Here is a 12,449-nt window from a genome sequence, read left to right as displayed (position 1 = left end):
GCCGCGCCGGCATCGGCGGGAGCCTGCGGCGCCTCGGCCGCGCGCACCTCTCCCGGGTAGACGACGCCGGCGGTGCCGTCGACGGTGATGGTCTGCCCGTCGGCGATGTCGGCGGTCGCCGATCGCGTGCCCACGATCACGGGACGCCCCAGTTCGCGCCCGACGATGGCGGCGTGACAGGTCACGCCCCCCTCGTCGGTGACGATCGCGGCGGCGCGCTGGAGGATCGGCAGCCAGTCGGGGTCGGTCATCGTGGCCACCAGGATCTCGCCGGCGGCCAGGTTCACCCCGTCCGCCAGTTCGGTGAGGACGCGCGCTGTCCCGATCGCCGTGCCGGGCCCCGCGCCGAGTCCGGAGACGATTGGTTCCACCTCGCCCCCCGCGCCGACGGGATCGGCCGCGTGCGCCGCGTCGACGGCCAGCGTGGTGATCGGGCGGGTCTGCACGATGTACAGCTCACCCGGTGCCGCCGAACTCCGCCGCGAGGGACATCAGCTCCGCCTCGCTCGTCCCGTCGGCAGGGACCCGGCCGTCGTAGAGGCGCGACCGGACACCGGCCGTCTCCATCGCGGCGAGGTAGGCCGACTGTCCGACCGAGAATCCCGGCGGCACGGGGAACCCCGCGCCCGTCATCTCCCCGAGATTGGCGGATTTCCCGCCGTACTCGGGTGCGTCCGCCAGCCTCAGCTCGGAGAAATCGGCGACCCATCGTGCGTCCATCGCTCGCTCCTTCGAGATCGCGGCCCGACCGGTCGGAACCGTCGCTGTCTCCATGGTGGGCGGACCGGCTGCCCGGTGTGGGTGGTTCAGGCACAATCAGCGCATGGCAGACATCCAGCTCCGCGTTCCCTCCGCCTCCTCCGTGGTGGGAACGGCGTTCCGTGTCGTGGAGTGGGAGCTGAGAATGGCCAGGGAGTTGCTCATGCTGCCCGCCCGCGTCCTCGTGCTACTCGCGGACGTGGAGGACGTGGTCGTGCGGATCCAGGACCTGCTCGACGAGGTCAGCCGCACCGTGCGGCAGATCGACGGGATCGTGGCCACCGCCGTCGACACGGTCGACGGTGTCCGCACCACGGTGGCCAGGGCCAACAGGGTCGTCGACGAGGTCGCCGACACGGTCTCTGCCGCCGAGGGGATCGTGGGCCGGGTGGGCTCGACCGTCGACTCCGCCGAAGGCGTGGTGCGGCGCGTGGACGGCACGATCGACTCCGCCGAGGGCGTGGTCGTGCGGGTGGGGAGCACCGTCGAGTCCGCCGAGGGCGTGGTGGCTCGCGTCCGGACGACGGTGGACACCGCGGACGATCTGGTCCTCGACGCCGGCGGGCTCATCGAACGGGTCGTCCCCCTCGTCGACTTCGCGGACTCCACCTTCGCTCAGGTCAAGCCGGTCGTCGAGGCACTGCTCGTGGACGCCGACCTGGACGTGGAGGCCGCCCGGGTCGTGGCGACCCGGATGACCGAGGTCCTGGCGTGGGCGGACAAGACGATCCGGTTGCTCGAACCGATCGCCGACGACGTCCTCGAGTCGGTCGACCCCGACGAGGTCAAGGCGGTCATCCAGTTCATCGACCACCTGCCGGCGCTGGGCGACACCCTCGAGAACGACGTCATGCCGGTCCTGGCCTCACTGGACACCGTTGCCCCCGAGGTCCACCAGATCCTCGAGGTGGCGCAACAGTGCCTCGAGGCGGTCGCCGGCATCCCCGGATTCCAGCTCCTGCGCCGCCGCGGTGGGGACAACGGTAAGGCCGACTGAGCGCCCGAGTCCCGGAGCCGCGACTCCGGACCGCATCTGATTCCGGTACCTCACGGTGTTGCGGTGCAGGAGCAGCCGGGACGCCGTCTCCGAGTAGTTCTCCGCCGAGTCCAGGAACACCCGGACGGTCTCCCGCTGTCTCGCCGCGTCGTCCGTGTCCCTCGCCAGGCCGCCGAGGACTTCGCGGATCCATCGCCGGGTGGACGCGAGGTCCTCGGCCAGTCGGGCGATGACGGGGATCCCGTCGTCCGCGTACGAGACCACACGCGCCTCGTCGCCGGTGCACACCTGCGCGATCGTGCCGACGAGCGCTGCCTGTGTGCGGGTGGTGCGGAACCCCTCGACCCCGGCACCGGGCGCGCCGAAGGATATCCGGGCCGCGGGGGTCGCCGCGGCGATCGGCGCGAGGACTCCCGTGTCGACGGCGAGGCGACGGCCCTCCATGCCGAACCAGGCCTCGGCCGTGGCGCGGCCGGTGGCGATCATCAGCGGCGGGCGGTGGTCGCCGAGTTGCCCGGCCAGACTGTCCACGACGCTCTCGAGCAATCGGGACTGATCGGTGAACGCGCCGAAGTCGTCGATCCACACCCGGCACCCGACGTGCACCTGGTTCAGTCGGTATCCCGTCACCCGCTCGAACTCGGCGGGGTCGATGCCCTCGCCGTCGAGGACCCGGTTGACGATCGAGTTGATCGACCGCGCCGCCCGGTCGTGGGAGGAGCGCACCTCCTCCTCGTGTGCGGCGATGACGGTCCGGGTGATCTCGTCGACGTACTGGTACAGCCATCCGGCGAGGTGGTGGTAGAGCGGCAGCTTCTCGTGGTCCTCGCACTCGACCTCCTGCACCTGGTCGAACGCATGGGCCAGGAGACAGTCGGAACCGACGTGATAGGCCCGCCGCAGTGCGGCGCTCGAGACGTCCCTGCGGGCGAGCGCGACGGCGTAGTGCACCGCGTCGGGCAGGGGAGGGAGGTCGTGTGCGTCCTTGGTGTGCGACAGCATGTCGATGATGACCTCGACGTTGTTCGTCACGCTGGCGTGCAGAGCCGAGTGTGTGTCCTCATCGGTGAGTTCGCCGATGGCGTCCTCGATGGCCGCGGTCATGCTGTCGGAGATGGCCGCGGTCCGCGAACTGAGCCTCAGACCTATGCGGCGGGTCAGTTCGCGGAGGCGCTCGGGATCCTGCGGTGTTGTGCTGAGCATGTGTGCGGGCGGGGTCGGGTCCGTCTGGTGGCTCAGGTCCCGCCGTGTCCTTCCTGCGTGATCACCGTCCGGACAGGTACGACAGGGCGGAACGCGCGGCGTTCCACCCAGCCATTCCGTGGGCGCCCGCCCCGGGCGGGGCGGCCGCCGAGCAGATGTAGACGCCGGGCACGCCGGTCGAATAGGGGTCGAGGGCGACCCGCGGCCGGAAGACCAACTGGCGGGGGTCGTTGGCACCCGTCACGATATCCCCGCCGACGTAGTTGGCGTTGTGATCCTCGAGTTCACGGGTCGAGCGCGTGTGGATCTCGTGGACGCGATCGCGGAACCCGGGGGCGAATCGCTCGATCTGGTCGATGATCGTCTGGGTGGCATCGCCCGTCCACCCCGTGGGTACGTGGGCGTAGGCGTCGACGGGATGGAGCCCGTTCCTCGCGCGGGCGGGGTCGGCGACGGACTGCTGGCCGACCAGGACGAAGGGCCGCTGCGGCATCTCCCCTCGGACGACCTGCCGCTCGGCTGCGGCGATCTCCGCGAAGGTGCCCCCCACGTGGACCGTGCCGGCCGACCGGGACGGCTCGTGGGACCACGGGATGCCGCCCTCGACCGCGAAGGCGACCTGGAACGCCGCGGGCCCGTGTCGGAAGCGGCGGAAGGCGCGGTCGACCCTGCGGGGTATGACGCCGGCGAGGATCCCGGCAGCGGCGGCAGGAGAGGTGTCGAGCATGACGATGTCCGGGTTCCCCAGCTCGCGGTGGTCGCGGACGGTGACCCCGGTGTCGATCCGGCCGCCGTACGAGGTCAACATCGACGCCATCGTGGTGGCGATCGTCGCCGAACCCCCCACGGCCACCGGCCAGCCGAACCGGTGTGCGGCCGTACCCAGGGCGACGCCGATCGCCGAGGACATTACCGAGCCGAGCGGGCGGAAGGCGTGTGCGGCGACGCCTCCGAACAGGGCCCGCGCCTCGTCGGTGTGCCACCGGCGGGCCAACACGCTGGCAGGCATGGCGGCGTAGGCCCCGAAGCGGGCGAGGACGAGGGGATGGTCCGGGACGTGCAGGAGGGGCTGGAGGAACTCCTCGGCGATCTGTGGGAAGCGTGCGGTGAGGGCTCCGAACATCCGTCGGTAGGACTCCCCGTCGTCGCCGAGTCGGGAGGCCGTGTGGTCCACCGACTTCCAGACCGCCGCACCCCTGCCACCGTCCAGCGGGTGCGAGTACTGGACCTCGGGGAGCGCCCACCGTAGGCCGTGGGCCTCGAGGTCGAACCGGCGGCTGAAGGCGGTGTCGACGGCGAGGGGGTGGAATCCCGAACACTGGTCGTGCAGCAGGCCCGGCGAGGTCATCTCGCCGGACCTGGTGCCGCCGCCGATGGAGTCGGATGCCTCCAGAACGGTGACATCGACTCCATCGGCGGCCAGTGTCAACGCGGCTGCCAGGCCGTTGGGCCCGCTACCGACGATGATCGCTGTGGGCATGAACTCAGCTCATCCCGACCGTGGACTCGTCGCGACCGCCCGCGGGGGACGTGTCCGTGAGCGGGCCCTCGGCGCCGGGGGAGGCGGGAACGCTCGCGGACGCCCGCTGATCGGCCGGCAGGTACTCCGGGTGGCGCCAGGTCACGGTGAACGGGATGGGCCCGTTCGGAAGCCATGGCTGCTCCGTGACCACGTCCCGGACGTCGTAGTGGCCACGCTCGAGGACCCCGAGCGCCGCGTCGATCACGCGGTACTCGATGGTCTTCTTGTGCAGTGGCTGGGACTCGGTCCAGACGCTGATGAACTCGCCCGGCTCGAAGTTGCACCGCTTCTGCACCGCCGAGATCGTCCGCTCGTCGAACAGGTGCCCGTCTCCGAACTGCCACCCGGAGAAGAAGGTGCACAGCACCTCGCCCTCGCGGAACCGGTAGTTCTCCATGCTGTCCAGGACCGACGGCATGATCGACATGTGGCCGCGGCCCTGGGTGTTCATCATCCGGAACGCGGTGGTCTTCTGCAGGAAGATCTCGGCGCCCTCGGGGCCGAACAGTGCCGACAGCTGGTTGTGCGGGGACGTCATGGACGTCACGAAGGCCGGGTTGTCCAGCTTGGCCTCGCACCCGTTGTTGCGGAACGCCATCGTGGAGGAGGCCCAGTTGCCGGCGTACTGACGCATTCCGATGAGGAACGAGATCTTGTCGGGTCGGAAGTTGCCGACTATCGGGCCGGTCAGGGTGAGCACCGCGGCGATCACCACGACCCATACGCTGCTGGCGTCCCACAGGGCGTACCCGTCGCCGGCGAAGAAGCCGAGGAAGACCACCGGCGTCGCGAACACGTAGAAGAGGTTCCATTCCTGCGGCATGGCCAGCGCGAACATCGAGTAGATGAACACGTGGAAGCACATCATGAACGCGGCGGCCAGGACCGCGACCGTCCAGTTGGTGGTGAAGAGCAGGACGAGCGGGACGACGAACTCGACGATCGTGCCCATGGCGTGCGCGGCGAAGAACGCCACCTTGGTGGGCATGAGGTCCTCGGGCGCGTTGCGGTAGAGCGACCGGCGCAGCGCCTTGGACTTGATCAGCGGGCCGTTGGTGAGCATCGTCTGCACGGTGGGCGTGAAGTGGACGCCGAGCTTGGAGATGAACGCGCCCCACCAGACCGCGAACATCGCGATCTTGGCGACGATGATCATGTCCACGTGGCCGGCGCCGAAGGTGGTGAGAACACCGAAACCGAGCATGATGACGGAGTACTGCTCGGGACGCGACGCCAGGAACGTGACCCTGTCCCGCAGACCCATCACCAGCTGGATCGCGACGAACGTGACGAACGGCCACAGCGGCACGAGTCCGGCCTCGCTGTAGGCGGCGGCGGTCTGCTGACCGGGCAGGACCAGGCCCAGCGCGAGGGTGGCGAGCATCGCGAAGTACAGCGCGACGTCGATGGCCTTACGCTCGTCTCCCTTGGTGAAGGGGATCTTGTCCGGCCAGGGCGGGAGCCGCAGCGTCCCGGTTCGCATCCAGTAGCGGTACCCTGCCGTGTTGGGCTTGAACTTGAACGCCAACGGGCCCCACGATTCGTTGAACCCGGTGGCTGACCAGAGGATCACCCAGATCATCGCCTTCTGGTAGACGATCACCTCGCCCCACCACGCGCCGAGGTCGGTCAGCGGGAGGCCGGGCGTGGAGAGCCCGATGATGAGCCAGCCGCCGAGGAAGAAGACCAGCCCCTTGACGAGGTACAGGGAGTGCATGATCTTCGGCGCACCGAATCCGAACTCCACCCAGTGGTGAGCAAGCAGTTTCATCCGTTCCATCGTGGGGATGGACTCGAACTTGGCCGGATCGACGTCCGGGACATCGGCTTGTAGAAACCCCATGGGGGACTCCTTCTCGGGTCGGGTTGAGGGAACGAGGGTTGAGGGAACGAGGGTTGAGGGGTCAGGCGACGAGCGAGGTGCGCAGGCGCGGTTTGTCGATCTTGCCGACCGGGTTCTTGGGCAGTGCCGCGGTGATCGTCACCTCGACCGGCACCTTCACCCGGGTGAGGCGGTCACGGCAGTGCGCGATCACGGCGTCGGGTGTCAGTTCCACGTCCGGGTACGGGACGACGAAGGCCACGGGGACCTCACCGAGCACGTCATCCCGGCGGCCGACCACGGCGACCTCGAGTGCACCCGGCAGGCTGCCGATGGCGTTCTCGATCTCCTTGGGGTACAGGTTCTCCCCGCCGCGGATGATCATGTCCTTGAGCCGGTCGACGATGCTGAGGTAGCCGTCCTCGTCGAGCCGGCCCACGTCACCGGTGCGCACCCACCCGTCGACGATCGTCTGAGCGGTGGCCTCCGGCATGTTGAGGTAGCCCGCCATCACGACGGCCCCGGTGATCAGTACCTCCCCGGTCTGTCCGGTGGGTACGTCGCGGAGGAGGTCGTCGACGATCCGGATACGTTGGCCGGGCAGTGCCGGCCCCACGGTCCCGGGCTTGCGCGGGCCGTCGATCGGATTGACCGCCGAGGCACAGGTGGCCTCGGTCAGGCCGTAGCCCTCCAGGATGGGCACGTCGAAGAACTCCTCGGCCGCCGCGAGGAGTTCCCGCGTGGCCGGAGCAGCGCCGCAGACGGCGAACCGGAGCGAGGACATGTCCGGTTGCCGGCCCTCCGCCCTGGTGAGCAGCAGTGCGTAGATGGTGGGTACGGCGGAGAAGTAGGTGGGCCGGAGGTTCTCGACGGTGTCGTAGAACTTCTGGGCGTCGAAGCCGCCCATGATCGTCAGTTGCGCGCCGACCTGGAGGGGAGCCAGGAGGCTGACCATCAACGCGTTCACGTGGAACAGCGGCAGGACCAGCAGGCAGTGGTCCTCGGCGGTCATCCGCATGGTGTCGGCCATGGTCCGGGACATCGCCGTGGCGTTGGCGTGGGTGAGCATGACGCCCTTGGGACGCCCGGTGGATCCGCTGGTGTAGATCACCAGGGCGAGGTCGTCGTCCGCCAGGTCGACGGGGTCGAGCTGCGCACCGTTCCCCGACGTCCTTAGGTCATCGACGCTAATCGCCGGTCGCCCGCCGGAGGGGGAGTCGGCGGTGGAGTTCACGACGAGCACGGCGTCGGCGTCGTTGATCTGGTGATCGGCCTCGTCGTGCGTGAAGTTCGGGTTGATCGGGGTGGCCGCTGCGCCGAGGTACCACGCCGCGAAGATGGAGATCACCAGCTCGCTCCGGTTGGGGAGCATCACCGCGATCACGTCCCCGCTGGTGACGCCGTGTTCGCTGAACTGCGCGGCCACCGAGGTCACCGCCCGGTCGAGTTCGCGGAAGGACATTCGGGTCGCGTCGTCACGGATGCTGGGGGCGTCGCCGAAGCGTTCCGCGAGTGTTCTGGGGAGGTATCCGGGCTGCACATCTACTCCTCGTCGGCGACCTGTGTGATCTCGGACACTACGGAGATCGGGCGGGCCGCACATCGGTAGATGTGACGAACTTCACGTTTGCGTTAGTGCACGATGTACAAGCGGGGGAGGTGGCGCCGGGGGCGTCGGGTGCTCATCCGGGCGGGATGGCAGGAGCGGGCGGCCGGTGCGGACGGCCGGTGCGGACGGGGCCGGAACAACGAACTGCGGGGCACCTCGCTGGTGGAGGTGCCCCGCAGAATGGCCCGGTTCGGGCGAGGGAGCCGATGACGGGAATCGAACCCGCGCTGTCTGCTTGGGAAGCAGAAGTTCTACCATTGAACTACATCGGCAGTGCCTGCTGGAGGCGGCTTCAGATTAGCACGAGCCCCGGTGGCCGCAGGCGCGGTGGGGTCACTTCCGGGCGGACTTGCGCTTCGCGCCCGTGGTCATCGGCCGCTTGGGCTGGTTGAGCGACGCGCGGGGGACGAATCCGAACGCCACGCCCCCGATCACCGCCACCGCGATCGCGCCGATGATCCACGGCGTGACCGATCCGCCGCCGGTGATCCCCATCAGCACGATGAGTACGGCGACGCCGACACACACCCACGACCACTGGGTCCAGCGCCAGAAGTACCTCGAGGGCTCGTCCCTGATCTCGTCCATGCGCCTATTTCACCACGTCAGCGGGGGTCGGTGCATATCCGCCAGGCGCTCCCGGGGGGTCGCCGGGCCGGGAGGGCGCCGGGATGTGGCAGGTCTCACGTGGTTTCGAGGGTCGGTTCGGGAACGAAAGGGGCGTGCCATGCGCTGAACTGGAGGACAGTCCGATTTGTGCGACCGGATGGCCGGTCCGCGGGCTCAGCCCTGCAGGAGGTGCGTGGTGGACGTGCACGAGGCCATGGAGCGGCCGATCGCCGAGCGGGTACGGACGGTGCTCGCCCGCGGTGCGGCCGGGGCCATCGAGGCCGGCATGCTCAGGCGGCCGCTGCGCTCGGCGCGCGTCCGGGACGACGGGGTGATCGTCCTGGTGGTCGACGTGGGGGGCATGTCGCGTGAGGCCGGTGACGTCGACCGGGTCGCGGCCGCCGGGGCCACCGCCACCGTCGAGATCGTCGACACGGTGTGTACCGGTCGGTGCCGGGGTTCCGAGCCGCGCCCGTCGTTCGCTCTCGACGGCCGACCCGCGTCGTGTGGTGCGGGACGCGGAGGGGCCGGTGGTGGGGGGCGGGCTGCCGGGGGCGACGACGACGACTGCGCTGTCGCCCGGGGAGTTGTCACCCTCTCCGGGATCGTGACGGCCTCGTCCCCGGCGCGTCGGCGCAGGTTGGTCACCGCCGACGGGGGCGGGACGGGCCCGAACTCGGAGGGCGGGTCGCTCCGCCTGAGCGAGTTGCAGCCACTGGAGATCACCTACCTCACCGCGGACGGCGTCCACGTGGTTCCCCGGGCGTCCCTTGCCGCCGCGGCGGTCGACCCGATCGGCGTCGACGAGCAGGTCTGGCTGCACCGCCTCGCCGCCGACACCGGGCTCGCCTCCCGTCTCGCGTTGCGTGCCGGGCGGCAGATCGCGGGCACGGATCCGCGGATCGTCGCGATCGACCGGTACGGGGTCGACCTACGCATCGGATCGACCGGTGGCGGGTTCCGCGACCTCGTCAGACTCCCGTTCGCGCAGGTCTGCGCCGATTCCGACGACGTTCTCGCCCAACTCTCCGCGCTGACGCGGTGAATCACTTCACAAGAATTCGCTGAAAGCCCTTGTCTTTACAGGTAAGCCTTACCTAAGTTATTCGCTGCGGGTAGTCACGTCCCCGCTCCGGTGTTTTCCGTTCCGGCGCCACTACCCCTGAGGCGCCGGAACGGAAAAGGCCGGGACCGCGATGACGAGAGGGCGAAGGCATGCGATCACTGGTGGGACCCGTTCCCGAGCCGGCCGAACGGGCGAGCTCGGCACTGCGGCGCTGCGCGAGGGCCACGCTGAGTCTCCCCGCTCCCACCGCCGGCTCCCGCGTGAACGCCACTCCCGCGGTCGCGCTCGCGCACCGGACTTCCGGAACGGCCGACCTCAGCCTCGTCATCCCGACGGCCGACGCCGCGGCGATCCCGTCCGGGGGAGTGCACGCCCGTCTCGAGGTGCTCGACGAGATCCTCGGCGGGGCAGCCCGGGGCCGGTGTCGCCGCCTCGTCGTCGTCGACGGACTGGTCGAACAGATCGACGCGCGCGCCCAACGCCACGCCGCCACCCGCATCGCGCGAGACCTGCCCGACTCGGCCCTGCTCGGGGTCGGATCCGAGTCGGCGCTCGTCCGGCTCCGGACGGAGCGGATCCTGCTCACCGATGACTCCGGCGTCACCGACATCGCCCTCGACGACCTCGCCACCTCCGGGCCCGACCCCTTCACCGACCTCGAGGGGCACTGGCTCGACCACCTCAACGATCCGCGCTGCCAGGTGGTGCCGCGGCTGGCCCTGCGTGTCTGCCGGTGCCTGCCCGCCGAGCGCCCCCTCCTGATCGGCATCGACCGCGCCGGCGTCGACCTCGAGCTGACGGACCGCGAGGGCCGCGCGCGGCGCGAACGGCTGCCGTTCGCCGAGGCCTGCACGGACGTCGCCGAGCTGGGGACCCAGCTCCGGTTGCTCGCCGGGGGCGCGCGGTACCCTCAGGACCGTGCTGCTCTCCGACCGTGACCTCCGTACCGAGCTCGCCGACGGGCGGCTGGGCATCGACCCCCTCGACCCCGCGCTGATCCAGCCGTCGAGCATCGACGTCCGGCTCGACCGGATGTTCCGGGTCTTCAACAACTCGCGCTACACCCACATCGACCCCGCGCAGCAGCAGGACGAGCTCACCGAACTGGTCGAGCCCGCCGAGGGGGACCCGTTCGTCCTGCACCCCGGCGAGTTCGTCCTGGGGGCCACCCTCGAGCGACTCCGCCTGCCCGACGACCTGGCCGGCCGGCTCGAGGGCAAGTCGTCGCTCGGTCGACTCGGGCTGCTCACGCACTCCACCGCCGGCTTCATCGACCCCGGGTTCGACGGCCACATCACCCTCGAGCTGTCGAACGTGGCGAACCTGCCCATCACGCTGTGGCCCGGGATGAAGATCGGCCAGCTGTGCCTGTTCCGGCTCTCCAGTCCCGCCGAGACCCCGTACGGCAATGCCTCCGTGGGCTCGAAGTACCAGGGCCAGCGCGGCCCCACCGCCTCCAAGGCGTACCTGAACTTCCGGTGACCCGGCGGACGGCGGCGGCCATCCGGCGCGCGCTGCTCGCCCTCCGTTCACCAGCCCGTTCCCACCGCGCCGCGTCGACGGGGTAGAACAGCGCCATGCGTATGACCGTGTTCGGGACCGGGTACCTCGGTGCCACCCACGCCGCCTGCATGGCCGAGCTGGGCCACGAGGTGCTGGGGGTGGACGTCGACGAGGCCAAGATCGAGCGGCTGCGCCGGGGCGAGGTGCCGTTCTACGAGCCGGGGCTGCCGGAGATCCTGCTGCGGCACGTGGAGTCGGGGCGGTTGCGGTTCACCACCGACTACGCCGAGGCGGCCGCGTTCGCGGACCTGCACTTCATCGGGGTCGGGACCCCGCAGCGCAAGGGTGAGTTCGCTGCCGACACCTCGCACGTGGAGGACGTCGTGGCGCGGCTGACGCCCCTGCTGTCCGCGGATGCGGCGGTGGTGGGCAAGTCGACGGTGCCGGTGGGCACGGCCGCGCGGTTGCAACAGATCGCCGATTCCCGCGCCCCGGACGGGGTGCGGGTCGAGGTGCTGTGGAACCCGGAGTTCCTCCGCGAGGGCTTCGCCGTGGCGGACACCCTGACGCCGGATCGGATCGTGATCGGCCTGGCCGGCGGTGAGTCGGCACTGGGGCTCGCGCGGGAGTTGGTGTCCGAGGCGTACGCGCCGATCCTGGAGTCGGATCCGTGCCCGGTGATCGTGACGGACCTGGCTACGGCAGAGTTGGTCAAGGTCAGCGCGAACGCGTTCCTGGCGACCAAGATCAGCTTCATCAACGCGGTGTCGGAGGTGTGTGAGGCCGCCGGCGCCGATGTGACGGTGTTGGCCGATGCGATCGGCATGGACAAGCGGATCGGGCGGCGCTTCCTCAATGCCGGCCTGGGCTTCGGTGGTGGGTGTCTGCCCAAGGACATTCGCGCCTTCATGGCCCGGGCCGGTGAGCTGGGCGCGGACGAGGCGATGACGTTCCTGCGGGAGGTCGACTCGATCAACATGCGCCGACGCGAGCGGATGGTGGACCTGGCCGTCGAGGCGTGCGGCGGGACGGTCATCGGCAAGACCGTCGCCGTGCTGGGGGCGGCGTTCAAGCCGAACTCCGATGACGTGCGGGACTCGCCGGCGCTGAACGTGGCGGGCATGCTCTCGCTCAAGGGCGCGAGCACCGTCGTGTACGACCCACAGGCCCTGGACAATGCCCGCGCCCTGTTTCCCACGCTGACGTACGCCGAATCGGCGCTGGCCGCCTGTGAGGGCGCCGACGTGGTGCTGGTGGCCACCGAGTGGCCCGAGTTCGTCGAGCTGGACCCGGCCGCGGTCACCGGGGTGGCGCGCGGCCGGGTCCTGCTGGACGGTCGCAACTGCATGCCCGCCGACC

At 70.0% G+C, this 12,449-nt stretch carries 11 protein-coding genes, 1 tRNA gene and 1 pseudogene; 5 read left to right on the top strand and 8 right to left on the bottom strand.

Annotated elements, in window-relative coordinates; all coding sequences use genetic code 11:
• Together G6024_RS17130 and G6024_RS17125 are read right to left on the bottom strand one after the other, a co-directional pair.
• Nucleotides 1–446, bottom strand: a 446-nt coding sequence (locus G6024_RS17130; protein WP_478213467.1) for a PEP-utilizing enzyme, incomplete at its 3' end; no start/stop codon positions are given.
• A 10-nt stretch (nucleotides 447–456) separates the two neighbouring features.
• Complete coding sequence (locus tag G6024_RS17125) at nucleotides 457–720, bottom strand: PEP/pyruvate-binding domain-containing protein (RefSeq protein ID WP_067719502.1); 264 nt, start codon at nucleotides 718–720, stop codon at nucleotides 457–459.
• 103 nt (nucleotides 721–823) lie between these two features.
• On the opposite strand from G6024_RS17125, the gene G6024_RS01805 reads away from it, so the two are divergent.
• Entirely contained in the window at nucleotides 824–1,756 is a 933-nt protein-coding gene (locus G6024_RS01805; protein WP_159147754.1) for a methyl-accepting chemotaxis protein, read from the top strand.
• Between the two features lie 54 nt (nucleotides 1,757–1,810).
• Here G6024_RS01805 and G6024_RS17120 read toward each other — a convergent pair.
• The 6 genes and pseudogenes from G6024_RS17120 to G6024_RS01780 form a co-directional block, all read right to left on the bottom strand.
• Nucleotides 1,811–2,959: pseudogene (locus G6024_RS17120) on the bottom strand (RsbRD N-terminal domain-containing protein); the annotation flags it as partial.
• 61 nt (nucleotides 2,960–3,020) lie between these two features.
• Complete coding sequence (locus G6024_RS01800; protein ID WP_159147751.1) at nucleotides 3,021–4,439, bottom strand: phytoene desaturase family protein; 1,419 nt, start codon at nucleotides 4,437–4,439, stop codon at nucleotides 3,021–3,023.
• 4 nt (nucleotides 4,440–4,443) lie between these two features.
• Nucleotides 4,444–6,324 carry a DUF3556 domain-containing protein gene (locus G6024_RS01795; protein WP_159147749.1) on the bottom strand — a complete coding sequence of 627 codons (1,881 nt, stop codon included), beginning with the start codon at nucleotides 6,322–6,324 and terminating at the stop codon, nucleotides 4,444–4,446.
• A 61-nt stretch (nucleotides 6,325–6,385) separates the two neighbouring features.
• Nucleotides 6,386–7,843, bottom strand: coding sequence for a class I adenylate-forming enzyme family protein (locus G6024_RS01790; RefSeq protein ID WP_067719495.1), 1,458 nt, complete (start codon nucleotides 7,841–7,843; stop codon nucleotides 6,386–6,388).
• 270 nt (nucleotides 7,844–8,113) lie between these two features.
• Nucleotides 8,114–8,184, bottom strand: a tRNA-Gly gene (locus tag G6024_RS01785).
• Between the two features lie 61 nt (nucleotides 8,185–8,245).
• Nucleotides 8,246–8,500: a hypothetical protein gene (locus G6024_RS01780; protein WP_067719492.1), complete on the bottom strand. Its 255-nt coding sequence runs from the start codon at nucleotides 8,498–8,500 to the stop codon at nucleotides 8,246–8,248.
• A gap of 214 nt (nucleotides 8,501–8,714) precedes the next feature.
• On the opposite strand from G6024_RS01780, the gene G6024_RS01775 reads away from it, so the two are divergent.
• From G6024_RS01775 to G6024_RS01760, 4 genes are all read left to right on the top strand, one after another.
• Nucleotides 8,715–9,566: a DUF2470 domain-containing protein gene (locus tag G6024_RS01775; RefSeq protein ID WP_283466916.1), complete on the top strand. Its 852-nt coding sequence runs from the start codon at nucleotides 8,715–8,717 to the stop codon at nucleotides 9,564–9,566.
• Nucleotides 9,567–9,847: 281 nt separating this feature from the next.
• Nucleotides 9,848–10,525, top strand: coding sequence for a hypothetical protein (locus tag G6024_RS01770; RefSeq protein ID WP_235027718.1), 678 nt, complete (start codon nucleotides 9,848–9,850; stop codon nucleotides 10,523–10,525).
• On the top strand, nucleotides 10,506–11,069 hold the full coding sequence (gene dcd, locus G6024_RS01765) for a dCTP deaminase (protein ID WP_119192919.1): 564 nt from the start codon (nucleotides 10,506–10,508) through the stop codon (nucleotides 11,067–11,069). Before G6024_RS01770 ends, dcd begins: the two co-directional genes overlap by 20 nt.
• A 95-nt stretch (nucleotides 11,070–11,164) precedes the next feature.
• Nucleotides 11,165–12,449, top strand: a 1,285-nt coding sequence (locus G6024_RS01760) for a UDP-glucose dehydrogenase family protein (protein ID WP_159147745.1), incomplete at its 3' end; no start/stop codon positions are given.

Source organism: Dietzia maris (assembly GCF_014144855.1).
GTDB classification, from domain to species: domain Bacteria; phylum Actinomycetota; class Actinomycetes; order Mycobacteriales; family Mycobacteriaceae; genus Dietzia; species Dietzia kunjamensis.
The sequence above is the reverse complement of the archived record's forward strand: the minus strand, read 5'-3'. Positions and strand labels throughout refer to the sequence as shown.

Excerpts from the sequence above, each read along its gene's own strand:
- G6024_RS17125 (WP_067719502.1), bottom strand. The coding sequence starts at position 720 with ATGGACGCACGATGGGTCGCCGATTTCTCCGAGCTGAGGCTGGCGGAC.
- G6024_RS01795 (WP_159147749.1), bottom strand. The coding sequence starts at position 6,324 with ATGGGGTTTCTACAAGCCGATGTCCCGGACGTCGATCCGGCCAAGTTC.
- G6024_RS01805 (WP_159147754.1), top strand. The coding sequence starts at position 824 with ATGGCAGACATCCAGCTCCGCGTTCCCTCCGCCTCCTCCGTGGTGGGA.
- G6024_RS01780 (WP_067719492.1), bottom strand. The coding sequence starts at position 8,500 with ATGGACGAGATCAGGGACGAGCCCTCGAGGTACTTCTGGCGCTGGACC.
- G6024_RS01800 (WP_159147751.1), bottom strand. The coding sequence starts at position 4,439 with ATGCCCACAGCGATCATCGTCGGTAGCGGGCCCAACGGCCTGGCAGCC.